We start from the raw sequence: 23,595 nt of genomic DNA, 5'->3' as shown, positions 1-23,595 counted from the left end.
GGGGAAGGGAACCCGCCGCGGAGCTGCGGTGTATAAGAATCAGTGCCGTGCCGCGGCACACGCGCCCCACCGAGAGGAACCCGACCGTGCGACGTCCTCGCCTCACCCCCGCCCTCGCCGCCCCCGCCGCCACGGCCGCGCTGCTGCTGATCACCGGCTGCTCGACCGGCGACGGGCCGTCTCCCTTCGAGCGGCCGGGTTCGTCCGCGCCCGGCAAGGAGGGGTCCAAGGGCGGCTCCCCGTCGGCGGCGCCCTCGGCCAGTGAATCGGCGGCGCCGAAGAAGGGTTCGGCGAAGGTGGTGAGCATGCTCACCACCAATCTGAAATCGCCCTGGGGGGTGGCCCCGCTGCCGGGCGGGGATCTGCTGGTGTCCTCCCGTGACACCGGGAGGATCTTCAGGATCGCGGCGGACTCGGGGAAGCAGACCGAGCTGGGGTCCGTGCCCGGCGTCTCCCCCGCGGGCGAGGGCGGTCTGCTGGGGCTGGCGGTCTCCTCCGACTTCGGCACGGACCACATGGTGTACGCGTATTTCACGACTGACTCGGACAACCGGATCGCCCGCATGGTGTATGACGAGAAGCGCCCCTCGGGAGATCAGCTGGGCGCCCCGGACACGATCTTCAAGGGCATCCCCAAGGGCGCGATCCACAACGGCGGCCGGATCGCCTTCGGCCCGGACAAGATGCTGTACGCGGGCACGGGCGAGAGCGGTGAGCGCGGGCTCGCCCAGGACAAGGACTCGTTCGGCGGCAAGATCCTCCGGATGACCCCGGACGGCGAGCCGGTACACGGCAATCCGTCGGCCGATTCCGTCGTCTACTCCTACGGCCACCGCAATGTGCAGGGGCTGGCCTGGGACACCGACAAGCGGCTGTGGGCATCGGAATTCGGCCAGGACACCTGGGACGAGCTGAATCTGATCCGGCCCGGCAAGAACTACGGCTGGCCGGACGCGGAGGGCAAGGGCGGGAAGAAGGGCTTCGTCGATCCGGTCGAGCAGTGGAAGACCTCGGAGGCCTCGCCGAGCGGCATCGCGTTCGCCAAGGGCTCGATCTGGATGGCGGGGCTGCGCGGTGAGCGGCTGTGGCGGATCCCGCTGAAGGGCGCCAAACCGGTGGCCGAGCCGCAGGCGTTCCTGACGGGCAAGTACGGGCGGCTGCGCAGCGTGGTCGCCACGGACGACGGCGATCTGTGGGTGACCACGAGCAACACGGACGGGCGGGGTGACCCTAGCAAGGAGGATGACCGGATCCTGCGGCTGGACATCAGCTGAGGTTGGGCGGTTCCGGCCCCTTTTCTGGCGGTCTGCTTACACTGGCGGCAGTCCCACATCTACGGGGGTCGCCATGTTCAACCTCATCGACGAGCTGTTCGCGCCCGGCCGCAAGCACACCGAAGAGGAGCGCAACCGGATGGAGTTGACGCTGGAGGACATCGGCGACGGCGCCCCTCCGTGGAAGGGGCCGATAGACCTCGACTCCGGCCAGGTGGTGATCCGCCCCCGCGAGGGCTGACGGCCGCTACGGCACGGGCGCGCTCTACGGCACGGGTGTGCGCACCGGGTCTTCCTCGGGCGCGCGCTGTCCGGGCAGGGGCAGCGGGCCGCGCTCCTCCTCCGGCGCCTCGATGCTGATGCGCGGCAGCGTCCGCTCCAGCCAGCCCGGCAGCCACCAGTTGGCGCCGCCGAGCAGATGCATCAGGGCGGGCACCAGCAGCGTGCGCAGGACGAAGGCGTCCAGGGCGACCGCGGCCGCCAGCCCGATACCGAACATGGCGATGATCCGGTCGCCGCTGAGCACGAACGCCGAGAAGACGGCGATCATGATGACGGCCGCGGAGTTGATGACCCGGCTGGTCTCGGCGAGGCCCACCCGGACCGCGAGCCGGTTGTCGCGGGTGTGCTGCCACTCCTCGTACATCCGGCTGACCAGGAACACCTGGTAGTCCATGGAGAGCCCGAAGAGCACCGACACCATGATCACCGGCAGGAAGGGCTCGATCGGGCCCGCCCGGCCGAGCCCCAGCGGTTCGCTCCCCCAGCCCCACTGGAACACCGCGACGACGACCCCGAAGGACGACGCGACGGCGGCCACATTCATGACCGCCGCCTTGACCGGGATGCCGATGCTGCGGAACGCGAGCAGCAGCAGCACACAGCCGAGCGCCACCACCACCCCGACGAACAGCGGCAGTTTGGAGACGATCACCGCCGCGAAGTCGTCGTACCCGGCGGTCAGCCCGCCGACGTACACCCGCAGCGAGGTGCCCTCCTCGGCCTTCGGCAGGACCTCGGACCGCAGCCGCTCGACGAGCCGCGAGGTGTCGGGCGACTGCGGGGCGGTGGTGGGCACGACGGTGATCACGCCGGTGTCGCCTCCGCCGCCCAGTTCCGCGGCGCTCACCGAGGCGACGCCCTCGGCGGTGCGCAGGGTGGTGGTCAGCCGGGTGAAGGCCATCCGGTCCTCGGCGCCGTCGATGCTGCCGATGAGCGTCAGCGGTCCGTTGAAGCCGGGCCCGAATCCCTCGGCGAGCAGGTCGTACGCCTGCCGGGTGGTCGAGGTCTCGGGGTTGTTGCCCTGGTCGGAGGTGCCGAGCCGGAGCGAGAGGGTGGGCAGGGCGAGGGCCAGCATCACGGCGAGGGCGACCGCGCCCAGCACCTTGGGGTGGCGCTCCACGAAGGACGCCCAGCGGGTGGCGAGGCCGGGCACCGTCCTGGGCCGTGGCCCGTGCTCGGCCAGCCGTCGGCGTTCGCGGCGGCTGAGGGCCCGCATCCCCATCAGCCCGAGCAGCGCGGGCAGCAGGGTGATGGAGGCGGCGACGGTGAGCGCGACCGTCAGCGCGGCAGCGACCGCGACGCCGTTCAGGAAGCTCAGCCGCAGCACCAGCATGCCGAGCAGGGCCAGGCACACGGTCGCGCCCGCGAAGATCACCGCACGGCCCGAGGTGGTCACCGCGCGCTGTGCCGCCTCGGCGACCGGCAGCCCCTGCCGCAGGCCCCGGCGGTGCCGGGTCACGATGAACAGCGCGTAGTCGATGCCGACGCCGAGCCCGATCAGCATGCCGAGCATGGGCGCGAAGTCGGCGACGGTCATGGCGTGGCCGAGCAGCCCGATCGCCGCGTACGCGGTGCCGACGCCGACGAGCGCGGTGGCGATCGGCAGCAGGGCCGCCGCGAGCGAGCCGAAGGCGAGGAAGAGGACGACGGCGGCCACGGCGACGCCGATGGCCTCGCTGAGATGCGCGGACCCGGCCGTCTCGGTGAGCCCGGCGCCCGCGCCGCCCATCTCGATCTCCAGCCCGGGGGCGGCGGCCGAGCGCGCGGTGTCCAGGACCCGGCGCACCTCGTCCTTGCCCAGACCGGCGGCGGGTTCGCGGAAGATGACGGTGGCGTAGGCGGTGCGCTGGTCGGCGCTGATGCGGCTGGTGTCGTCGGTGCCGTACGGGCCGGTGACGGAGACGACGCCGGGCAGTTCGGCGGTGCGCCGCAGCGCCGCGGTCATCCGCCGCTCGACGTCCGCGGAGCGCACGGTTCCGGCGCGGTCGGCGGTGTGCCAGACGATGGTGTCGGTGTCGCCCGCCCGGTCCGGGAACCGCTGCTCCAGCAGGCGCGAGACCTTGGAGGAATCGGTGCCCGGGATGTCGTAGTCGTTCGAGTACGCGGAGCCGGTCACCGCCGCCGCGGCGGCGACCCCGGCGAAGGCGGCCAGCCAGAGCACGATCACGACGGCGCTGCGCCTGATACACCATCGTGCGAGTGCGGCCATGGCTGCTTTCCGGTCTGTGCACCGAGTGCGGCGTGATGTGCTTGTGACCAAAGCACTGTGTCAGCCGGAAAAGATCCTTTGTCCCCTTTGTGGGCTTCGCCACATCCGGAGCAAGTGCCTCCGGAAGCCGTCGGTTCAGCCGCTGACCGAGGGGCGTCCGTTCTCGATGTGCCCGGTGAGGCGGCGGTGGAAGGAGGCGTCGCCCTCGGCCGTCAGCACCAGGTCGTACCAGCCGTGGCCCTCCTTCGCCGAGAACTCCACGGCCCGCGTCGAGCCCGCGCGCACGTTCACCGTCAGCTGCCGCGCCTCCGCGTCGGCCACATAGGCGCGCGGCCGCACGGTGACCTCGATCGCGCGCTCCCCCTTGTTGGTGATGGTGAGCGTGAGCTGCCGACGGCGGGCGTCGATGCCGCCGCGCACCCGCAGCCCGGCCGCCCCGCCCTCGGCCGTGCCCCGGAACTCGCGGCGGAAGCCGTTCGGCCCGGTGACGGTGAAGTCGTAACGGCCGTCCCGCACCGGAACGTCCCAGGTGGACAGGGACCCGGGGGCCACGTCGCGATGCCGGGGCGCCTCGTACTCGCCCGCGTACGGGAAGAGGATGGTGTGCGCGCTGCGTACCCCGGCGTTGGCGAGCGCCAGCCGCATCACCCCCGCCCGCGGCTCGAACACGCCGCACACCTCCGGCTGATACGGCAGCGGGCGGGCCGGGCGCGTGCCCTCCTCCTGCCGCGGCATCCGCTGGTCGGCGGGCGGCTCCGGCGTCCAGTGCTCGCGGTCCGCCGGGGGCGGCCCCGGGTGGCGCAGCGGCTGCGGGGCGGCGGCACCGCCGAAGGCGAAGGCGCCGGTCAGATCGCCGCATACGGTCCGGCGCCAGGCGGAGACGTTCGGCACCTCGATGCCCAGCCACTTCTCCAGGAAGCGGGTGGCGGAGGTGTGGTCGAACAGTTCGGAGCAGACGTAGCCGCCGACCGTCCACGGCGAGATCACCAGCATCGGCACCCGCATCCCCAGGCCCAGCGGCCGGTCCTGCCACCACTCCTCGGCCACGTCGGCGGGCGGGTTGGGCGGCACCACATGGTCGAAGAAGCCGTCGTTCTCGTCGTAGGTGAGGAAGACCGCGGTCTTGCGCCACACCTCGGGGTGGGCGGCGAGCGCGTCCAGCACCGCGTACGTCACGCTGGCGCTGTGCGCGGGGGTGGAGACATCGGGGTGCTCGGAGTCCAGCGGGGACGGCACCAGGTACGACACCTTGGGCAGCCGCCCGGCCGCCACGTCGGCGCGGAACGCCTCCTCGAAGCCGCCCTCCGGGACCCGGCGCAGGCCCCGCTCGAACAGCCGCCGTTCCTCCTCGGTCAGCTTCTCCAGGCCCGCTTCCAGCCCGTCCAGAAGCCGCCGCCGCTCGTCGCCGGACGCCTTCAGCACCTTGGTGTAGAACGCGTTGGCCGTGGTGAAGCCCAGCCCGGCCAGCGCCTTGCGGGCGACGTCCTTGAACGGCCGGTAGAACTCGATGTTGTTGTCCTGGAAGTTGTCCCACTCCTGGTAGACCTGCCAGCTCACCCCGACGCGCTCCAGCACCTCGGCGGTCGTGGTCCAGTCGTAGCCGGGGTGGGTGTCCTCCTCGTACACGTCGTTGCCGACCGCGCGCCCCCCGCCCGGCCCCGGCTCGTAGCCGGTGGTGCCGCTGACCCAGTAGTTGCGGTTGGGGCTGGTGGAGGAGTGGATGGCGGAGTGGTACGCGTCGCAGATGGTGAACGTGTCCGCCAGCTCGTAGTGGAACGGGATGTCCGCACGGTCGAAGTGGACCATGGTGGCCGGGGACTTGGCGGCGATCCAGTTGTCCATCCAGCCGCCGTGCCAGGCTTTCGCCCCGCCGTCCCAGGAGTGGTCGAGCTGGCCCACGAAGCGCAGGTCCTCGCGCTGCGCCTCGGCCGCCTCGCGCGCCCCGAACGGCAGGACGTGGCCGCCGCCCGGCTTCGGCTGCGCGAAGACGCTCTGCCCGCCGGGCAGGGTGACGGCGTTGGGGTCGGCATAGCCGCGGACGCCCCGGAGCGTGCCGAAGTAGTGATCGAAGGAACGGTTCTCCTGCATCAGCAGGACCACATGCTCGATGGCGTCGAGACCGCCGGGCGGCGGGGCCTGGTGCGCGGCGAGGGCGGCCTGCATCGACGGTGGCAGCAACGACCCCGCCGCGACCGCGCCCGTCGCGCCCGCACCGAGTGCGACCAGCTTCCGGCGTGCGATGTCCGATGCCACCTGTGCCTCCCCTGTCCCTGAGTCCGTGAGTCCGTGAGCGTCCGCACGGACGCTAGTGAGGGCAGGTGGCCGGTGAAAGTCCGCGGCGTTACGGAGCGGCGGCCGGACCGTTGTTCCGCGTCCTCATCCGGGCGAGCGCATACCGTGGGCGCCATCCGAACGCGGAAAGCGAGACACCATGGCAGCCACCACCTCCCATGTCCCCTCTCCGGGCCGTCGCCTGCGGATCGGCATCGGCGGTATGCACATCGAATCCAGCACCTTCAGCCCGCACCGCGCCGCCTACGACGACTTCCGGGTCACCCGCGGCGACGAGCTGCTGGCCCGCTACGGCTGGACCCGTGCGGACGGCGACCTGGCCGGAGTCGTCGAATGGGTGCCCCTGGTGCACGCCGTCTCGCTCCCCGGCGGGCCCGTCGAGCCCGCGGCGTACGCCCGTATCAAGGCCGAACTCACCGACCGGATCCGGGCGGCCGGTCCCCTCGACGGGCTGGTGTACGACATCCACGGCGCGATGAGCGTCGTCGGCATGGAGGACGCCGAGGGCGATCTCACCGACGCGGTACGGGGCGCCATCGGGCCCGACGCGCTGATCTCCGCCGCCATGGATCTGCACGGCAACGTCTCGCGCCGCTTCGCCGACCGCCTCGACCTGCTCACCGCGCACCGGCTCGCCCCGCACGAGGACGCCTGGGAGACGCGCGAGCGCGCCGCCCGCACCCTCGTCGCTCGCCTCGCCTCCGGCAAGGGCCGTCCGCACGTCGCCTGGGTCCAGATCCCGGTGCTGCTGCCCGGCGAGAAGACCAGCACCCGGCTGGAGCCCGCCGCCTCGCTGTACGGGCGGCTGGCCGCCGTCGAGGCGCTGGACGGGGTCGTGGACGCGGCGATCTGGGTCGGCTACGCCTGGGCCGACGAGCCGCGCTGCCGCGCCACGGTGGTCGTCACCGGGGACGATCCCGCGCTCGTCGTCGACCAGGCGCGGTCGCTGGCCCGCGAATACTGGGAGGTGCGGCGCGACTTCGCCTTCGTCGGGCCCACCGGCAGCGCCGACGAATGCGTCGCCGCCGCCCTCGCCTCCCCCGACCGTCCCTTCCTCATCAGCGACTCCGGCGACAACCCGACGGCGGGTGGGGCCGGTGACCTCGCGTACATGCTGCGTCGTCTGCTCGCCCACGACGATCTGGCCGCCGGGCGCGCCACCGCCCTCCACGCGGGCATCACCGACCCGGGGGCGGTCGCGCGATGCCTTGCCGCGGGAGTGGGGGCGGCGGTCTCGCTGTTCGTCGGCGGGCACATCAGTGGTGCCTCGGCGCGCTATTCACTGACCGGCGAGGTGGTCGCTTTGTGGCGGGACGACGTGGGCGGTGACGTCGCGGCCGTTCGGCGCGGTGGGGTGACCGTGATCCTGACGGGCCGTCGCAAGCCGTTCCATCGGCTGGTGGATTTCGGGGGGCTGGATCCTCGGATGTACGACCTGGTGGTGGTGAAGATCGGCTATCTGGAGCCGGAGCTGTACGAAATGGCGGCCGATTGGCGGCTGGCCCTGACGCCGGGTGGGGTGGACCAGGACCTGCTGCGGCTGGGCCACCGGCGGGTGACGCGCCCCCTGTACCCCTTCGACGACCCCATGCCAGAACCGGACCTGACCCCGGCCCTGCTGTAGCGCCTGCGGCGCGCGGCCCCCGGTTGGGGGCTCCGCCCCCAAACCCCCGCTCCTCAAACGCCGGAGGGGCTGGATATGCCCCACGTTGTGGGCAACTGTTCCGCTGGGCGGAACGGGTGGGCACAACCCGGCCACCGGGCCGCACGCGACGGCGGCGGGGTGCTCACCGCGCACCCCGCCGCCGTCGGTGAGAGGGCCTAGCCCTCTACGCCCAGCTTCTGCAGGATCAGCTCGCGCACCCGCGCCGCATCCGCCTGGCCGCGCGTCGCCTTCATGACGGCACCGACCAGCGCGCCCGCCGCCGCGACCTTGCCGCCGCGGATCTTGTCCGCGATAGCGGCATTGGCGGCGATCGCCTCGTCCACGGCCGTGCCCAGCGCGCCCTCGTCGGAGACGACCTTCAGGCCGCGGGCGGCCACGACCTCGTCCGGGGAGCCCTCACCGGCCAGCACGCCCTCGATCGTCTGGCGGGCCAGCTTGTCGTTGAGGGAGCCCTCGTCGACCAGGGCGCAGACCCGGGCGACCTGGGCCGGGGTGATGGGGAGGGCGGCGAGCTCGGTGCCCTCCTCGTTGGCGCGGCGGGCCAGCTCGCCCATCCACCACTTGCGTGCAGCGCCCGCATCCGCCCCCGCGTCCATCGTCGCGGTGATGAGGTCGATGGCGCCCGCGTTGAGCACGGACTGCATCTCGTGCTGCGAGATGCCCCACTCCTCCCGCAGCCGGGTGCGCCGCACCCGCGGCAGCTCCGGAAGCGTGCCGCGCAGCTCCTCGACCCACTCGCGCGAGGGCGCGACGGGCACGAGGTCCGGCTCGGGGAAGTAGCGGTAGTCCTCGGCCTCTTCCTTGATCCGGCCGGAGGTCGTGGAGCCGTCCTCCTCGTGGAAGTGACGGGTCTCCTGGATGATCGTCCCGCCATCGCCCAGCACCGCCGCGTGGCGCTGGATCTCGAAGCGGGCGGCGCGCTCGACGGACCGCAGCGAGTTGACGTTCTTCGTCTCGGAGCGGGTGCCGAACTTGTCGGCGCCGTGCGGCCGCAGCGACAGGTTCACGTCGCACCGCATCTGGCCCATCTCCATGCGCGCCTCGGAGACCCCGAGCGCCTTGATCAGCTCGCGCAGCTCGGCGACGTACGCCCGGGCGACCTCGGGGGCCTTCTCCCCGGCTCCGACGATCGGCTTGGTGACGATCTCGATGAGCGGGATCCCGGCCCGGTTGTAGTCCAGGAGGGAGTGCGAGGCGCCGTGGATACGGCCCGTCGCGCCGCCCACGTGGGTGGACTTGCCGGTGTCCTCCTCCATGTGGGCGCGCTCGATCTCGACGCGGAAGATCTCGCCGTCGACGTCGACGTCCAGATAGCCGTTGAAGGCGATCGGCTCGTCGTACTGCGAGGTCTGGAAGTTCTTCGGCATGTCCGGATAGAAGTAGTTCTTCCGGGCGAAGCGGCACCATTCGGCGATCTCGCAGTTCAGCGCGAGACCGATCTTGATGGCGGACTCGACGCCGATCGCGTTGACGACGGGCAGCGAGCCGGGCAGGCCGAGGCAGGTGGGGCAGGTCTGCGAGTTGGCGTCGGCGCCGAGCGACGTCGAACACCCGCAGAACATCTTGGTCTTGGTGCCGAGTTCGACATGGACCTCAAGCCCCATCACGGGCTCGTAAGCGGCCAGGGCGTCCTCGTACGACACCAGTTCAGTGACGGTCACGGAAAACTAACCTCTCAACCCGCGAGGACGTCGTCGTCGCCCATGCGCTTCAGCTCGCGGACGAGCAGGGCGACGCCGGTGGCGATGGCGGCGGCGGACACCACCGCGTCGACCAGCTGCAGCTTGTCGTTCTCGAAGCGGGCCTTCTTGGCCTGCTTGATCACACTGACCGCGCCGAACAGCGAGGTCCCGATGGACAGGTAGGTGCCGGCCTTGGACTTCTTGAAACCCTTGGCCTTCTTGATGGCGCTCATAGGGACGGTGCCTCCTCGATCAGCGGGTGGCCCCAGCGTTCGGTGAGCGCGGCCTCGACCGCGGCACCGACCCGGTAGAGCCGGTCGTCGGCCATGGCCGGAGCGATGATCTGCAGTCCGACGGGCAGACCGTCCTCCGGCGACAGGCCACAGGGCAGTGACATGGCCGCGTTCCCCGCCAGGTTCGACGGAATCGTGCACAGGTCGGCGAGGTACATCGCCATCGGGTCGTCGGCGCGCTCGCCGATCGGGAAGGCGGTGGTCGGCGTGGTCGGCGAGATCAACACGTCGACCTGCTCGAACGCCTTCTCGAAGTCCTGGGTGATCAGGGTACGGACCTTCTGCGCCGAGCCGTAGTACGCGTCGTAGTAGCCGGAGCTGAGCGCGTACGTACCGAGGATGATCCGGCGCTTGACCTCCGCGCCGAAGCCCTCGGCCCGGGTGAGCGCGGTGACCTCCTCGGCGGACTTGGTGCCGTCGTCGCCCGCCCGCAGGCCGTAGCGCATGGCGTCGAAGCGGGCCAGGTTGGACGAGCACTCCGAAGGCGCGATCAGGTAGTACGCGGCCAGCGCCTTGTCGAAGGACGGGCAGGAGATCTCCACGATCTCGGCACCCAGCTCGCGCAGCAGCTCGACCGACTCGTCGAAGCGCTGCATGACACCGGCCTGGTAGCCCTCGCCCGCGAACTCCTTGACCACGCCGACGCGCATGCCGTGCACGCTGCCGTTACGGGCCGCCTCGACGACCGCCGGAACGGGGGCGTCGATGGAGGTCGAGTCGAGCGGGTCGTGCCCGGCGATCACCTCGTGCAGCAGGGCCGCGTCCAGCACGGTACGGGCGCAGGGGCCGCCCTGGTCGAGCGAGGACGAGAAGGCGACCATGCCGTACCGGGAGACCGCCCCGTACGTCGGCTTGACGCCGACCGTGCCGGTGACGGCGGCGGGCTGCCGGATGGAGCCGCCGGTGTCGGTGCCGATGGCCAGCGGCGCCTGGAAGGACGCGAGGGAGGCGGAGGAGCCGCCGCCCGATCCGCCGGGGATGCGGGTGAGGTCCCACGGGTTGCCGGTGGGTCCGTACGCGCTGTTCTCGGTCGAGGACCCCATGGCGAACTCGTCCATGTTGGTCTTGCCGAGCACGATGACGTCCGCGGCCTTCAGCCGCTGGGTCAGCGTCGCGTCGTACGGCGGAATCCACCCTTCGAGGATCTTGGAGCCGACGGTGGTCGGGATCCCCTTGGTGGTGAAGATGTCCTTGAGCGCGAGCGGGACCCCGGCCAGCGGGCCCAGTTCCGCTCCGCGCGCCCGCTTCTCGTCGACGGCGCGGGCCTGCGCGAGGGCGCCCTCGCGGTCCACGTGCAGGAAGGCGTGCACCTTCTCGTCCACGGCCTCGATACGGGCCAGATGGGCTTCGGTGACCTCGACGGCGGTCAGCTCGCCGGAAGCGACCTTGGCGGCGATCTCCGCCGCGGTGAGCCTGATCAGATCAGTCATGCGGGTCAGTCCTCCCCCAGGATCTGCGGCACCTTGAAACGCTGCTGCTCCTGGGCCGGGGCGCCGGACAGCGCCTCCTTCGGGGTCAGCGACGGACGGACCTCGTCCGGCCGCATGACGTTGGTCAGGGGCAGCGGGTGGGAGGTCGGCGGTACGTCTTGATCGGCGACCTCGGAGACGCGGGCCACCGCGCCGATGATGTCGTCCAGCTGTCCGGCGAAGTGATCCAGCTCTTCGGCCTTCAGCTCCAGACGCGCCAGCCGTGCGAGGTGGGCAACCTCCTCGCGCGTGATGCCAGGCATGCAGCGATCCTCAGGGTGAGTGTGAAGTGTTTTCCGGGCCCAATCCTATGGCGCCCCCCACACCCCGCGCGAAACGCTTAGCGGTGCCGCGCTCAGCCCTGTGGGTTTCGTTGCCGGGTGCGGGCCGGTGGGTGGGTTGTGCCCACCCGTTCCGCCCCGCGGAACGATTGCCCACAACCTGCTACGTCACCGCGTCCTCTTCCGCGGGAGCGGAATCCCGCTCCTCGCGGTGCCAGCCGCTTTCGCCTCGGGCGCGGAGCCACGCCGTGGTCTCGTCGGGCGGCATCGCGGCCGCCACCAGCCAGCCCTGCACCGCGTCACAGCCCAGGTCCCGCAGCCGCTCCCACGTCTCGTCGTCCTCGACGCCCTCGGCGACCACCAGCAGACCCAGCGAATGCGCGAGATCGACCGTGCAGCGCACGATCTCCGCGTCCTCGTTGTCCACGGCGAGCCGGGCCACGAACGAACGGTCGATCTTCAGCTCGCTCACCGGCAGCCGCCGCAGATGGACCAGCGACGAATAGCCGGTGCCGAAGTCGTCCAGGGACATCTTCACCCCGTGCCCGGTGAGCCCGGCGAGGGTGTCGGCGGCCCGCTGCGGGTCCTCCAGCAGCACGTGCTCCGTTATCTCCAGCTGGAGCGCCCCGGCCGGGACCCCGTGCCGGGCGAGCCGCCCGGCGACGGCTCCGGCGAAGCCGGGGGTGTGCACATCGCGCGGCGAGACGTTGACGGCGACCGGCACCATCAGCCCGTCGGCGCGCCAGCGCGCGACCTGGCCGAGCGCGGTCTCCAGGACGTATTCGGTGAGCCGGGGCATCAGCCCGGAGCTCTCGGCCATGGAGATGAACTCGTCCGGCGGCACCTTCCCCCGGTCCGGGTGCACCCAGCGGACCAGCGCCTCCAGCCCGGCGACATGGCCGTCGAAGCCGACCTTGGGCTGGTAGTGCAGCTCGACGTCGCCCGCGTCCAGGGCGCGCCGCAGATCGCCCAGCAGACCGAGCCGGTCGGGGGTGTTGCCGTCGCGCCGCGCCTCGTACAGCTCGACGCCGCTGCGGTCCCGCTTGGCCTGGTACATGGCGACGTCCGCGCGGCGCAGCAGCCCCTCGGCGTCGAGCGCGTGGTCGGGGTAGACGGCGACCCCGGCGCTAGCCTCCAGCACCAGGGTCAGCCCGTCCAGGTCGAGCGGCGACCCGAGGTCGCCGACGAGGACGCGGGCGCTGCGCTGGGCGCTGGTGAGCGAGTCGGTGGTGGGCAGCAGGACGGCGAACTCGTCGCCGCCGAGCCGCGCCACCTCGGCGCCGCGGGGCAGCGCCAGCCGCAGCCGCTCGGCGATCTGGAGCAGCAGCCGGTCGCCCGCCAGATGGCCGAGGGTGTCGTTGACCGAGCGGAAGCGGTCGAGGTCCAGCAGGACGAGCGCGGTGCGGGCCCCGGCCCGCTCGGCCTCGTCCAGCGCGGTCCAGGTGCGCTCCAGCAGCCACTGGCGGTTGGGCAGCCCGGTGAGCGGGTCGCGCAGCTGCTCCTCGGCCCGCACCCGGGCGATCCACAGCGTGGAGTCGAGGGCGACCAGCGGCACCGCGAACAGCGGGAGCAGCAGCGGGGTGTCCCCGGCGACGACGACGATGAGCGGGGCGATGCCCAGCAGCGCGATGCCCACGAGGGCCTGCCGGAAGAGGGCGGTGCGGGCGACGGTGGGCAGTCCGGCGCCGGGGGGCGCGAGGGAGTACCACAGCAGGCCGCGGGTGATCACGAGGTACACGGCGGCGGCCAGGATCGTCTGGGGGATGGCGGATGCCTGCCAGGTGTCGGTGTGCCAGGGCCGCTCGACGGAGGGGGTGGTGCCGAAGGCGGCGAGGGTGAGGGCGGCCGCGCCGACGCCGAGGATGTCGACCGCGCCGTGTGTCACCGCCTGCCGCCAGCGGTGCCGCCGGGCGGCGCCGACCAGGACCACCACAGCGAGGCTGACGAGCATCGCGGGCATCCAGCCGTAGAGCAGCAGCGCGGCCAGGGTTAACGCGGAGCCCGATCCGGTGCCGCCCCACCAGCGGTCCCGGCCGAGGGCGACCAGATGACCGACGATGATTCCGGTGAGGACCGCGAGCGACCAGCCCACGGTGCCGTCGGGAAAGAGCGCATGGCCCGCGTCGAGCACTCGGAATACTCCGATGCCGAGTGCGAAAGCGGCCATGGCGACCGCGGCGGCGGGCAACGCGGGAAGCAGAACCCGGCGCAGCCGCGACGCCGGTGCGGCGCTTTCGGTCGGTTTCATACCCGTCCCTCTCACAGCCGGCGGTGCCAGCGCCACGGCAGGCGCACACCTCAACAGTAGGCGGCAGAAGGTCATGGCGGGCGGCGATCGGCAGCGGTTGCCCGAATGCCGCCCGACGATCCATAACCTTCTGGTATGCGCTGTAAGGGTGATGCCCGCTGGCTGTGCCCGGGAAGTGCTCCCAGTCGCATTCCGGCCAGCTTTGAACGGGGTTAGCGCCGAAGTTGGCCGGACTACTGCGCCGGACGGGTGGCCGGACTACTCATAGTGAGCGACTTGACTACCCCTCGGACTTCTCCGCGGGCTCCTCCGCCGACTCCTCCGCGGGCTCTTCCGGAGGCGCTACGGCGACCTCGCGTGCGGCGTCGGGGCCTTGTTCGAGGAGGACGCCGAATCCGTCGTCATCGAGCACGGGGACCTTCAACTGCATGGCCTTGTCGTACTTCGAACCGGGATTGTCGCCGACGACCACGAAATCGGTCTTTTTCGAAACAGAGCCGGTGACTTTCGCACCACGGTTCTGCAGGGCCTCCTTGGCACCGTCCCGGGTGTGCGATTCCAGCGTGCCCGTGACCACCACGGTCAGCCCCTTGAGCGGCAGCGGGCCCTCATCCTCGGCCGCCTCCTCCTCCAGGCGCACCCCGGCGCGCCGCCACTTCTCCACGATCTCCCGGTGCCAGTCCACGGCGAACCACTGCTTCACCGAGGTGGCGATGATTCCGCCGACGCCCTCGGTGGCCGCCAGCTCCTCCTCGCTGGCCTCGGCGATCCGGTCCAGCGAGCGGAATTCCCGGGCCAGCGCGGTGGCCGCGACCGGGCCGACATGACGGATCGAAAGGCCGGTGATGATCCGGGCCAGCGGGCGCTGCTTGGCGGCCTCGATATTGGCCAGCATCGCCAGGGCGTTCTTCTTCGCCTCGCCCTTCTGGGTGGCGAAGAAGGTGACGACCTTCTCCTCCCCCGTCTCCGGATCGCGCTTGGGCAGCCCGCTGTCCGGGTCCATCACATACGACCGAATGGGCAACAGTTGTTCGATCTTCAGATCGAAGAGATCGCCCTCGTCCCTCAGCGGCGGCTCGGCGGGCTCCAGCGGCTGGGTGAGGGCGGCCGCGGCGACATAACCGAGGTTCTCGATGTCCAGGGATTTCCGCCCCGCGAGATAGAAAATCCGCTCGCGCAGCTGCGCCGGGCAGGACCGGCTGTTGGGACACCGAAGATCGATGTCGCCCTCCTTGGCGGGCTGGAGCGGCGTTCCGCACTCCGGGCACTCGGACGGCATCACGAATTCGCGCTCGCTGCCGTCCCGCAGATCGGCGACCGGACCCAGGATCTCCGGAATGACATCGCCCGCTTTACGCAGCACGACGGTGTCACCGATCAGCACACCTTTGGCCTTGACTACGTCCTGGTTGTGCAGTGTCGCGAATTCGACCTCCGAGCCCGCGACTGTGATCGGCTCAACCACCGCATAAGGCGTCACCCGCCCCGTGCGCCCCACCCCTACCCGGATGTCGACCAGCTTGGTGTTGACCTCCTCGGGCGGGAACTTCCAGGCGATGGCCCAGCGCGGTGCCCGCGAGGTGGAGCCGAGCCGCCCCTGCAGCGGGATCTCGTCCAGCTTGATGACCGCGCCGTCGATCTCGTGCGCCACCGAGTGCCGGTGCTCGCTGTCCCCGTAGTACGCGATGTACTCGCGGACGCCCTCGATCGTGTCGACCACCTTGAAGTGGCCCGCGGTCGGCAGCCCCCACGCGTGCAGCAGCTCGTACGCCTGCGACAGCCGGTCGATGGCGAAGCCCTCGCGCGCACCGATCCCGTGGACCACCATGTCCAGCGGACGGCTGGCGGTGACCTTCGGGTCCTTCTGGCGCAGCGAACCCGCCGCCGCGTTCCGCGGGTTGGCGAACGGCGCCTTGCCCGCCTCCACCAGCCGCGCGTTCAGCTCGTCGAACGCCTTCCGGGGCAGGAAGACCTCGCCGCGCACCTCCACCAGCGCCGGGACGCTGTCGCCCGTCAGCCGGTTGGGGATCTGGGCGATGGTGCGCACGTTGGGGGTGATGTCCTCGCCGGTGCGCCCGTCGCCACGGGTCGCGGCGCGGGTCAGCCGCCCGTGCTCATAGGTGAGGTTGACCGCGAGGCCGTCCACCTTCAGCTCGCACAGGAAGTGGTACGCGCCGGTGCCCAGCTCCTTGGCGATCCGGTCGGCCCAGGTGCCCAGCTCGTCGTCGTCGAACGCGTTGTCCAGGCTGAGCATCCGCTCGCGGTGCGCGACCTCGGTGAACTCCGTCTCGTACGCCCCCGCCACCTTCTGGGTGGGCGAATCGGGGGTCCGCAGCTCGGAGTGCTCCTCCTCCAGCGCCTCCAGCCTGCGCAGGAGCCTGTCGAACTCCGCGTCGCTGACGATCGGGGAGTCCTTCACGTAGTACCGGAAGCGGTGCTCCTCTACCTGCTCAGCGAGCTTGGCGTGCTCATCCCGTGCCTCAGCGGGCACCGTCGACTGCTGTTCGCCAGCCACCGTGTCGTCCTCCAGTCACTCAGGGTTGTCCGCGAGCGATCTCGCGGCCCGGACACAGTGGGCCAGCGCGGCGCGCGCGTACCCGGGCGAAGCGCCCGCGAGCCCGCACGACGGCGTGATCACCACGGACTCCGCGAGAGTCCCCGGTGACAGCCCCAGCCTGCGCCACAGCGTCCTGACACCCCCGACGCTACCGGCAGGGTCCGACAACGCGGTGTCGGTGCCGGGGACGGCGCCGACGAACAGCGCCGTGCCACCCTCCACGGCCTCCCCGATCGCCTCCTCCTCACGCTCCGTGAGCAGCGAGAAGTCGAACGAGACCCCGCTCGCCCCCGAGCGCCGCAGCAGCCCGAACGGCACGTTCGGCGCGCACGAGTGCACCACCACGGGCGCCTCCGCCGCCGCCACCAGGTCCCGCAGCGCGCCCTCCACCACGCCCCGGTCCACGGCGGCGTGGGTGCGGTAGCCGCTGGCGGTACGGACGGTTCCGGTCAGCACCGCCGTCAGCGACGGCTCGTCCAGCTGGAGCACCACCTCGGCGCCGGGCACCCTGCGGCGCACCTCGGCCAGATGCGCGCGCACGCCCTCGGCCAGCGAGGCCGTCAGGTCGCGGCAGGCCCCCGGGTCGCTCAGCGCGACCTCGCCGTTCCGCAGCTCCAGGCTCCCGGCCAGGGTCCACGGCCCGACGGCCGACACCTTGAGCGCCCCGCGGTGGCCTTGCGCGAACTCCTCCAGCGCGTCCAGGTCCTCGCCCAGCCAGGACCGCGCCCGCCGGGTGTCCCGCCCCGGCCGGTCGCTGATCCGCCAGCCGCTCGGCTCCACATGGGCGTACACCTCGACGAGCATCCCGGCGGTGCGCCCGATCATGTCCGCGCCGGGCCCCCGCGAGGGCAGCTCCGGAAGGTACGGCAGGGCTTCGAGGGACCCGGTGACGGTCTTGGCGGCCTCCCGCGCATCGCCCTCCGGCATCGACCCGATGCCGGTCGCGGCGCCCGCGCCCCAGCTGTGCTTGTTGGTCTTCTCGCTCACCCCGAAAGCCTATGGGGTGGACCGCACCGCCCTCAGCCGCGCGGGCGCACCTGAAGATCCGTGATCTCCGCGTCGCGCGGCAGGTCGAGCGCGGTGAGGACGGTCGTGGCGACGGTCTCGGGCGCGATCCAGCGCTCCGCGTCGTACTCCTTGCCCTCCTGCTGATGCACCTTCACCTGCATCGGCGTCGCCGTGCGCCCCGGGTAGACGGTCGTCACCCGCACGCCGTTGCCGCTCTCCTCCCAGCGCAGCGCGTCCGCCAGGGCCTTCAGCCCGTGCTTGCTGGCCGCGTACGCGCCCCACTGGGCGTTGGCGCGCAGCCCCGCGCCGGAGTTGAGGAAGATGACATGGCCCTGGGCCAGCCGGAGCTGCGGCAGCAGCAGCCGGGTCAGCTCGGCGGGCGAGACCAGGTTGGCGGCGAGCTGGCGGTTCCACGCCTTGGGGGTCAGCTCGCCGATCTCGCCGAGATCGACCACGCCCGCGCTGTGCAGCAGCGAGTCCAGCCGCTCGGGCAGCTCCTGGTGGCTCAGCGCCCATGACAGCTTCTCCGGGTCCGCCAGGTCGCCGACGATCGTGTGCGCCCCCGGGAACCGCCCGGCCAGCTCCTTCGCCCGCCCGGCATCCCGCGCCAGCAGCCACACCTCGTCGCCGCGCCCGGCCAGCCGCTCGGTGAGCGCCGTGCCGATGCCCGAGCCTGCCCCAGTGATCAGATGCGTTCCCATGCCCCCAGCTTGCCGCACCTTCTCCGGGCGCACGGCATCACCCTCTTGACGCTCCGCTCGAACTTGCGTTAGAACTTCTCACGAACACAAGAAGTCCTAACTGGAGGCCCTCATGCCGAGCATTCGTCCGTTAGTGCGTGCCGCCATCGCCGTCACCGGCATCCTCGCGGTCGCCGCCCCCGCCCAGGCGCAGGCCGCGACCCCGAGCCCTTCGTCCACCTGCCATGGAGCGGGCGTCGACCCCGGCGCGCTCATCCGCCACCGGACCGACACCGTGATCAAGGCGCCGCTGAGCACCATTTGGAAGCTGCAGACCGAGGTGGAGCGCTGGCCCGACTGGCAGGCCCCCGTCCTCACCATGAAGCGCCTCGACCCGGGCCCGCTGCGGAAGGGGTCGCGGTTCCGCTGGACCACCCCGGCGCCCGCCACCCCCACGACACCCGAGACCACCCTGAACATCACCTCGACCGTCCGCCAACTCCAGCGCGGCTCCTGCATCCTGTGGAAGGGACCCGCGATCGGCGAAGGGCTGCGCATCGACGAGGGCGTCCATCTATGGACCTTCACCAAGGTCCGGGGCGGCGTGCGGGTGCACACCGAAGAGACGTGGACCGGCGACCAGGTCGAAGCCGATGTCCCCACCGCGACCGAGGCCCTCGGCCGGGGTCTCGAACAGTGGCTGCGCGACCTGAAGGCCACCGCCGAGGCGGATCAGACGGCCTCCAGGTAGGCCATGGCCTCCGCGCCGTTCTCCGCGAAGTGCACCAGCTCGCTCAGCGGGCGCGGCAGGAAGCCTTCCGCCTCCATGCGCTGGAACTGCTGCTTCAGCCCGTCGTAGAACCCCGCCGTGTTCAGCAGCACGACCGGCTTGATGTGCAGCCCGTGCTTCTTCAGCTCCAGGATCTCCGTCGCCTCATCCAGCGTCCCGGTCCCGCCCACCATGATCACGACCGCGTCGGCCCGGGCGAGCAGCTGCGCCTTGCGCTCGGCGAGGTCCTTGGTGACCACCATCTCGTCGGCACCCTCCCGGGCCCGGTCCGCCAGGAACTCCACCGAGATCCCGACCAGCCGCCCGCCGTGCTCCTGCACCCCGTCGGCCATCACCTTCATCAGCCCGACGTCCGACCCGCCCCAGACGAGGGAGTGCCCGCCCTTGCCGATCAGCTCGGCGAACTCCCGGGCGGGGGCGGTGTAGCGGTCGTCGAGGTCGGCGGCGGAGCAGAAGACGCAGATATTCATGGCCGTCACCCTACGAGCCGGGTGCGGCACCTTCACGGCTCCGCGCCACGCGGAGCGCGTCGTACAGGGCCTCGGCGAGCCGGGAGGAGAGAAAACGGAACTCGCCGGGCGGGACTTTGGGGTCAGCGAGCATCGCGCGGGCGTGGGTGAGCAGTTCGTCTCCGGTGGAGAGCTGCATGTCCTCGACCTCGTCAGCGAGGGCGGCTACGGGGCCGTCGCCATCGGTGGAGAGATAGCAGGGACGGCCGTCGGGAGTCGACCAGGGTAGCAAGCGGAGGCCGGTCTGTGAGGTGACTTCGCGTGACATGTGCCTACTGTCACAGGTCGCGTCTAGCCTGGTCACCGAATCGTCGTGACGGTGCGTTAGCGCTCCGCGACTGTGCGATCTGTGCGATGTGGAGGGGGCATGACCCAACGGAAGAAGAAGCCGTCACCGGCCGCGAGGGTGTTCGGTGCGCAGTCCCGCATGATGCGGGAACGGCTCGGATGGACGATGAAGGACCTGGAGAAGCGGGTTCCCTATACGGAGTCGATGATCGCCAAGGTGGAGCGGGCGGAGCGGGTGCCGAAGCCGCCGTATGTGGTGGCGGTGGATGATGCGCTGGGCGCGCAGGGGCTGCTGATTGAAGCGGCGAAGCTGCTGTGGCAGGACGGGCCGTTCGAATGGGCCCACGAGTACATGGACTTGCAGGCACAAGCCTTGGCCCTGCACTTCTACTCCACGCACGTGTTCCCTGGACTGCTCCAGACCGAGGGTTTCGCCCGGGCGGTGTTCCGATCCCTGCGTCCCAGTCTGGGACGACGCGGAATTGGAGCAGGCCGTCCAGAGACGACTGGCGGCACAACAGGTGCTAAGCCTCAAGCCCGCGCCCAGATTGCACTTCGTGCTGGAGGAAGCCGTCCTGCGGAAGACACTGGGCGGCAGCGAGGTGTGGCAAGCACAGTTGCAGCACGTGCTGCAGTGCGCCGCGCTCCATAACCTCCAGCTTCAGATCATGCTCGACTCGCGAGAGACCAACGCGGGTGTCGATGGCCCCTTCGTGCTGCTGGAGACTCCGGACCACCGCACGATCGCATATGTCGAAGGCCAACGTGGCAGCTACTTCCTGCCGGACCCCGATGACGTAAGCGCGCTCAGCCACGCCTATGGCACGATCCAGTCGCAAGCCCTGGACCCCGAAGCGTCGGTGGCCTTCATCAAGCGACTGTTGGCGGGAGACCAATGAGTAGCGAACTGGCCTGGTTCAAGAGCAGCTACAGCGGCGGCTCTGGGGAGGCATGTGTCGAAGTCGCCATCGAATGGCGCAAGTCCAGCTACAGCGGTGCCGAAGGCAACGCCTGCGTCGAGGTCGCCGCGTGCCCCGGCGCCGTGCACGTCCGCGACTCCAAGGACATCGCGATACCGGCCCTCACCGTCACCGCCCCCGCCTGGGCGGCCTTCGTCGCCTTCGCCGCCGCCCGCGACGCGGGCTGATTGTCAGTGGCCCCTCCTACGGTCTGAGCAGTGAGACCCGCCGGACAAGGCGGCGGGTCCGTCCTGGGGAGGGGTCTGCCGTGTCGACGACGTATCTGGAGCTGTCGCAGGAAGGCGAAGGCGCGCACAAGTTCTACGAGGTCGCCGTCGACGGGCTGACCGTGACGGTGCGGTACGGGCGGATCGGCGCCGGCGGGCAGACGCAGACGTCGACGTTCGCCACGGCCGAGAAGGCGAAGGCCGCCGCCGCGAAGAAGCTCGGGGAGAAGGTCCGCAAGGGGTACGCCCCGGCCGTTCCCGGGCAGCGGGCCCCGCGCCGGGTGACGCGGCGCCAGGTGACCTCCGCTCCGTCCACCGCCCGCGCCGTGGCCCCCGTGCTGTGGCGGTTCCGCACCGGCTCGTCGGCATTCGGCATCCACGTCGATGACGACCGTTGCTGGGTCGGCAACCAGGCGGGGGATGTCTTCACCCTGGACCACGACGGCGGCGTCCTCGCCCGCTTCAGCCTGCCGGACGGGGTGAAGTGCCTGGTGGCCGACGACTTCTGGATCTACGCGGGCTGTGACGACGGCAAGGTCTACGACCTGTCCTCGAAGCTGCCGTTCGCGGCGTACGACATCGCGGCCGACATCGACATCTTCTGGCTGGACATCCATGAGGGCGTCCTGAACGTCTCTGACCAGGACGGTCGGCTCACCGTCATCGACCACGAGGACGAGCACCAGTGGGCCCGCCGCAGCGTGGGCCGGAGCGGCTGGATGGTCCGCGCCGATGACCGGGCCGTCTACCACGGCCACGAGCAGGGCGTCACCGCCTACGCTCCCGACGGCGGCGGCGAGCTGTGGCACAGGCAGACCACGGGCTCCGTTCTGTTCGGCTGGCAGGAGGCCGACAGCGTGTACGCGGGGACCGGGCGCCACGTGGTCGAGCGGCTGTCGAAGGCGACCGGCGCGGTCGAGGCCACCTATGCCTGCGACCACGCGGTGTACTCGTGCGCCACCTCGCCCGGTGGGCGGTTCGTCTTCGCCGGTGACTCGGCGTCGTCCGTCTACTGCTTCGACCAGGACGGCACGCGCCTGTGGAAGCTCGGCACGGGCGGCGGCTCGGCGCTGTCGATGCAGTACCACGAGACCCGGCTGTACCTGGTGACCACGGACGGCTCGCTGGTGTGCGTGGACGCGAGCGAGGCGGCCATCTCAGCCGCGCATCAGGGCACAGTGCCCGCTGTGCGCGACGTCAAGCTCGCCGCCGCGCTGCCGACCTACGCCCCGGCCACGGCCGTGGGCTCGGTGACCACCGTCGCCCAGGCCCCGGCCGGGTCGGTCGTCGTCGAGTGCGTGCAGGACGGTGGCCGGGTCCGGGTGCACGTGGTGTCCGAGGGCTACGACCCGTCCTGGAACGTCCAGTTCCCCCGGGCCATACGGGAGCCCGGCGCGCGCTATGTCGTGGACACCCTGCACGCGGCGGCGGGCGGCTTCTACCGGGTCCGCGGTGACATCCAGCGGCTGCTCTGACCCGGCCGCTCAGGCGTGCGCGCGGGGCTCGCGCATGCCGTCGAGGATGCGGGTCCAACTGTCGGTGCCGTGCCCGGCGTCGATGGCTCGGCGGTAGTACGCCTGCACGGCACCCGGGAGTGATGTGTCGACACCGACGGACTTCGCGGTCGCGTAGATGTGGTCGGCGGTGGCGCCCATCATGATCGCGTTGGCGGCCTCACCCGGGTGTTCGCCCGCGTCGATGCGCGCTCCGAGCTTCTCCATGCCGTCGGCGGCCATCATGTCCGGGATCGCCTTGAACAGTTGCATGACCTCGGGCAGGAACACCTCCGCGCTGATTCCCGCCGAGCCGACAAGAGCGGTGGCGTGCATGAACCCGGCCAGCGTCGTCAGGAAGACGTCGAGATGGGCCTGGTACATCAGCTGGGCACGCCCCGGATCGTCGCCCAGGAAGCGCGGTTCGCCGATGCGGGCGAGCGTGGCGCGGTGGGTGCCGAACGCCTCCGCGTCGCCGCTGTAGTACACGTACGACAGGTCCGTGCCGACCATGGGCTCGGGCACCATCACCCCGCCCGCCACGAACGACGCTCCGTGCGAGGCCGCCCATGACGCCGCCTCGCGGGTCTTGCCGGGGGTGTCCGAGCTGAGATTGACCAACGTGCGCCCGGCCAGCGATTCCGTCGCGTCGCCGAGGACGTCCCACATGGCCTGATAGTCGGTCAGGCTGAGAATGACGAGCTTGCTGGCGGCCACCGCGTCGGAGGGGGTGGCCGCGAGCTTCGCCCCGGCCGAAACCACGTCGTCCGCACGGCTCGGCGTGCGGTTCCACACCGTGACCGGGTGCCCGGCCTCGATCAAGGTACGTGTCATCGCCTGGCCCATGGGCCCCAGGCCGAGCACGGTGACAGGTGAAAGCGCGGGCATAACGGCATCCCCTCAAATGTTCGAATATCGCTTGCCCATCACTTTCGCCGCCGCGACGATCACGCGGAAGTACCGACTAATTAGTGGGGTACGCACCCTTTGGTGCGTACCCCGTCGCCGAGACGGAGCGAGGAACACTCATGGCACCCCGCAAGGGCCCTTACATCTGCGGAATCGACGCCGCGCTCGATGTCGTCAGCGGCAAGTGGAAGGGCCTCGTCCTGTGGGAGCTGCACGCCCACGGCACCCGCCGCTACGCCGAACTGCGCCGTGCCCTGCACGGGGTCAGCGAGAAGATGCTCACGCAGCATCTGCGCCAGATGGAAGAGGACGGCCTCATCAGCCGCACGGTCCACGCGGAGGTGCCACCCCGGGTCGAATACGCCCTGACCGAGGCGGGCGCGGCACTCAACGAAGCGCTTCAGCCGCTGGGTGAGTGGGGCCGGGGGCGGATACGCCGCGATGGGCTCGGCGTGGTCGACGCGGCGGCGCCCTGACCG

At 71.1% G+C, this 23,595-nt stretch carries 21 protein-coding genes and 1 pseudogene; 9 read left to right on the top strand and 13 right to left on the bottom strand.

What is annotated here, in order from left to right; translation table 11 throughout:
- Positions 1-86 precede the first annotated feature (86 nt).
- Positions 87-1,274 carry a PQQ-dependent sugar dehydrogenase gene (locus ACZ59A_RS13245; protein ID WP_470957413.1) on the top strand — a complete coding sequence of 396 codons (1,188 nt, stop codon included), beginning with the start codon at positions 87-89 and terminating at the stop codon, positions 1,272-1,274.
- Positions 1,275-1,347: 73 nt separating this feature from the next.
- Positions 1,348-1,515 (top strand): DUF6191 domain-containing protein, encoded by a 168-nt coding sequence (locus ACZ59A_RS13240; RefSeq protein WP_468042178.1) that lies wholly within the window; start codon positions 1,348-1,350, stop codon positions 1,513-1,515.
- Positions 1,516-1,539: 24 nt separating this feature from the next.
- On the opposite strand, the gene ACZ59A_RS13235 is transcribed toward ACZ59A_RS13240, so the two are convergent.
- Both ACZ59A_RS13235 and ACZ59A_RS13230 read right to left on the bottom strand, forming a co-directional pair.
- The gene (locus ACZ59A_RS13235; RefSeq protein ID WP_470957409.1) at positions 1,540-3,765 is read right to left on the bottom strand and encodes an MMPL family transporter; all 2,226 of its coding nucleotides are present in this window, start codon (positions 3,763-3,765) and stop codon (positions 1,540-1,542) included.
- 135 nt (positions 3,766-3,900) lie between these two features.
- On the bottom strand, positions 3,901-6,018 hold the full coding sequence (locus ACZ59A_RS13230) for a phosphocholine-specific phospholipase C (protein WP_470957406.1): 2,118 nt from the start codon (positions 6,016-6,018) through the stop codon (positions 3,901-3,903).
- Between the two features lie 178 nt (positions 6,019-6,196).
- Here ACZ59A_RS13230 and ACZ59A_RS13225 point away from each other — a divergent pair, with 178 nt between their 5' ends.
- Positions 6,197-7,681, top strand: coding sequence for a M81 family metallopeptidase (locus tag ACZ59A_RS13225; RefSeq protein ID WP_470957403.1), 1,485 nt, complete (start codon positions 6,197-6,199; stop codon positions 7,679-7,681).
- A gap of 197 nt (positions 7,682-7,878) precedes the next feature.
- Here ACZ59A_RS13225 and gatB read toward each other — a convergent pair whose 3' ends face one another.
- The 8 genes from gatB to ACZ59A_RS13185 all read right to left on the bottom strand — a co-directional run bounded on the left by gatB (position 7,879) and on the right by ACZ59A_RS13185 (position 17,962).
- Positions 7,879-9,384, bottom strand: a complete 1,506-nt coding sequence (gene gatB, locus ACZ59A_RS13220; protein ID WP_470957400.1) for an Asp-tRNA(Asn)/Glu-tRNA(Gln) amidotransferase subunit GatB — start codon at positions 9,382-9,384, stop codon at positions 7,879-7,881.
- Between the two features lie 14 nt (positions 9,385-9,398).
- Positions 9,399-9,638, bottom strand: coding sequence for a hypothetical protein (locus ACZ59A_RS13215; protein WP_398322287.1), 240 nt, complete (start codon positions 9,636-9,638; stop codon positions 9,399-9,401).
- On the bottom strand, positions 9,635-11,128 hold the full coding sequence (gene gatA, locus ACZ59A_RS13210; protein ID WP_470957396.1) for an Asp-tRNA(Asn)/Glu-tRNA(Gln) amidotransferase subunit GatA: 1,494 nt from the start codon (positions 11,126-11,128) through the stop codon (positions 9,635-9,637). Before gatA ends, ACZ59A_RS13215 begins: the two co-directional genes overlap by 4 nt.
- A 5-nt stretch (positions 11,129-11,133) precedes the next feature.
- Positions 11,134-11,430: an Asp-tRNA(Asn)/Glu-tRNA(Gln) amidotransferase subunit GatC gene (gene gatC, locus ACZ59A_RS13205; protein ID WP_398322280.1), complete on the bottom strand. Its 297-nt coding sequence runs from the start codon at positions 11,428-11,430 to the stop codon at positions 11,134-11,136.
- Positions 11,431-11,611: 181 nt separating this feature from the next.
- Entirely contained in the window at positions 11,612-13,696 is a 2,085-nt protein-coding gene (locus ACZ59A_RS13200; RefSeq protein ID WP_470957394.1) for a putative bifunctional diguanylate cyclase/phosphodiesterase, read from the bottom strand.
- Between the two features lie 280 nt (positions 13,697-13,976).
- On the bottom strand, positions 13,977-16,211 hold the full coding sequence (gene ligA, locus ACZ59A_RS13195; RefSeq protein WP_470957392.1) for an NAD-dependent DNA ligase LigA: 2,235 nt from the start codon (positions 16,209-16,211) through the stop codon (positions 13,977-13,979).
- Between the two features lie 15 nt (positions 16,212-16,226).
- Positions 16,227-17,240: a methionine synthase gene (locus ACZ59A_RS13190; RefSeq protein ID WP_470957389.1), complete on the bottom strand. Its 1,014-nt coding sequence runs from the start codon at positions 17,238-17,240 to the stop codon at positions 16,227-16,229.
- 32 nt (positions 17,241-17,272) lie between these two features.
- Positions 17,273-17,962 carry an SDR family oxidoreductase gene (locus tag ACZ59A_RS13185; RefSeq protein WP_468042161.1) on the bottom strand — a complete coding sequence of 230 codons (690 nt, stop codon included), beginning with the start codon at positions 17,960-17,962 and terminating at the stop codon, positions 17,273-17,275.
- 112 nt (positions 17,963-18,074) lie between these two features.
- Between ACZ59A_RS13185 and ACZ59A_RS13180 the strand changes: the two genes are divergently transcribed.
- Entirely contained in the window at positions 18,075-18,692 is a 618-nt protein-coding gene (locus ACZ59A_RS13180) for an SRPBCC family protein (RefSeq protein WP_470957386.1), read from the top strand.
- Here ACZ59A_RS13180 and ACZ59A_RS13175 read toward each other — a convergent pair.
- Positions 18,674-19,201, bottom strand: a complete 528-nt coding sequence (locus ACZ59A_RS13175) for an LOG family protein (RefSeq protein ID WP_470957384.1) — start codon at positions 19,199-19,201, stop codon at positions 18,674-18,676. The two genes, ACZ59A_RS13180 and ACZ59A_RS13175, sit on opposite strands and share 19 nt — an antisense overlap.
- A 10-nt stretch (positions 19,202-19,211) precedes the next feature.
- Positions 19,212-19,508, bottom strand: a complete 297-nt coding sequence (locus ACZ59A_RS13170; protein ID WP_470957381.1) for a hypothetical protein — start codon at positions 19,506-19,508, stop codon at positions 19,212-19,214.
- Positions 19,509-19,607: 99 nt separating this feature from the next.
- Between ACZ59A_RS13170 and ACZ59A_RS13165 the strand changes: the two are divergent.
- The 4 genes and pseudogenes from ACZ59A_RS13165 to ACZ59A_RS13150 all read left to right on the top strand — a co-directional run.
- A pseudogene (locus ACZ59A_RS13165) lies at positions 19,608-19,982 on the top strand (helix-turn-helix domain-containing protein); the annotation flags it as partial.
- A gap of 67 nt (positions 19,983-20,049) precedes the next feature.
- Positions 20,050-20,427 (top strand): DUF5753 domain-containing protein, encoded by a 378-nt coding sequence (locus tag ACZ59A_RS13160; protein WP_470957378.1) that lies wholly within the window; start codon positions 20,050-20,052, stop codon positions 20,425-20,427.
- The gene (locus tag ACZ59A_RS13155; RefSeq protein ID WP_470957376.1) at positions 20,424-20,675 is read left to right on the top strand and encodes a DUF397 domain-containing protein; all 252 of its coding nucleotides are present in this window, start codon (positions 20,424-20,426) and stop codon (positions 20,673-20,675) included. Before ACZ59A_RS13160 ends, ACZ59A_RS13155 begins: the two co-directional genes overlap by 4 nt.
- Before the next feature lie 80 nt (positions 20,676-20,755).
- Positions 20,756-22,189: a WGR domain-containing protein gene (locus ACZ59A_RS13150; protein ID WP_470957373.1), complete on the top strand. Its 1,434-nt coding sequence runs from the start codon at positions 20,756-20,758 to the stop codon at positions 22,187-22,189.
- Positions 22,190-22,198: 9 nt separating this feature from the next.
- Here the strand turns inward: ACZ59A_RS13150 and ACZ59A_RS13145 are convergent, their stop codons facing one another.
- On the bottom strand, positions 22,199-23,095 hold the full coding sequence (locus tag ACZ59A_RS13145; protein ID WP_470957371.1) for an NAD(P)-dependent oxidoreductase: 897 nt from the start codon (positions 23,093-23,095) through the stop codon (positions 22,199-22,201).
- A 140-nt stretch (positions 23,096-23,235) separates the two neighbouring features.
- Here ACZ59A_RS13145 and ACZ59A_RS13140 point away from each other — a divergent pair, with 140 nt between their 5' ends.
- Entirely contained in the window at positions 23,236-23,592 is a 357-nt protein-coding gene (locus ACZ59A_RS13140) for a winged helix-turn-helix transcriptional regulator (protein ID WP_470957369.1), read from the top strand.
- Positions 23,593-23,595: the final 3 nt, after the last annotated feature.

This window comes from Streptomyces sp. NPDC040405, assembly GCF_055595765.1.
Note: the sequence above shows the minus strand (reverse complement) of the source record. Positions and strands in the feature narration are given on the sequence as shown.

What these genes read in the sequence shown, in the direction of transcription:
- ACZ59A_RS13200 (WP_470957394.1), bottom strand. Translation starts at nt 13,696, where the DNA reads ATGAAACCGACCGAAAGCGCCGCACCGGCGTCGCGGCTGCGCCGGGTT.
- ACZ59A_RS13145 (WP_470957371.1), bottom strand. Translation starts at nt 23,095, where the DNA reads ATGCCCGCGCTTTCACCTGTCACCGTGCTCGGCCTGGGGCCCATGGGC.
- ACZ59A_RS13185 (WP_468042161.1), bottom strand. Translation starts at nt 17,962, where the DNA reads ATGGGAACGCATCTGATCACTGGGGCAGGCTCGGGCATCGGCACGGCG.
- ACZ59A_RS13180 (WP_470957386.1), top strand. Translation starts at nt 18,075, where the DNA reads ATGCCGAGCATTCGTCCGTTAGTGCGTGCCGCCATCGCCGTCACCGGC.
- ACZ59A_RS13235 (WP_470957409.1), bottom strand. Translation starts at nt 3,765, where the DNA reads ATGGCCGCACTCGCACGATGGTGTATCAGGCGCAGCGCCGTCGTGATC.
- gatA (WP_470957396.1), bottom strand. Translation starts at nt 11,128, where the DNA reads ATGACTGATCTGATCAGGCTCACCGCGGCGGAGATCGCCGCCAAGGTC.
- ACZ59A_RS13215 (WP_398322287.1), bottom strand. Translation starts at nt 9,638, where the DNA reads ATGAGCGCCATCAAGAAGGCCAAGGGTTTCAAGAAGTCCAAGGCCGGC.
- ACZ59A_RS13155 (WP_470957376.1), top strand. Translation starts at nt 20,424, where the DNA reads ATGAGTAGCGAACTGGCCTGGTTCAAGAGCAGCTACAGCGGCGGCTCT.
- ACZ59A_RS13240 (WP_468042178.1), top strand. Translation starts at nt 1,348, where the DNA reads ATGTTCAACCTCATCGACGAGCTGTTCGCGCCCGGCCGCAAGCACACC.
- ACZ59A_RS13170 (WP_470957381.1), bottom strand. Translation starts at nt 19,508, where the DNA reads ATGTCACGCGAAGTCACCTCACAGACCGGCCTCCGCTTGCTACCCTGG.
- ACZ59A_RS13175 (WP_470957384.1), bottom strand. Translation starts at nt 19,201, where the DNA reads ATGAATATCTGCGTCTTCTGCTCCGCCGCCGACCTCGACGACCGCTAC.
- ACZ59A_RS13140 (WP_470957369.1), top strand. Translation starts at nt 23,236, where the DNA reads ATGGCACCCCGCAAGGGCCCTTACATCTGCGGAATCGACGCCGCGCTC.
- gatC (WP_398322280.1), bottom strand. Translation starts at nt 11,430, where the DNA reads ATGCCTGGCATCACGCGCGAGGAGGTTGCCCACCTCGCACGGCTGGCG.
- ACZ59A_RS13225 (WP_470957403.1), top strand. Translation starts at nt 6,197, where the DNA reads ATGGCAGCCACCACCTCCCATGTCCCCTCTCCGGGCCGTCGCCTGCGG.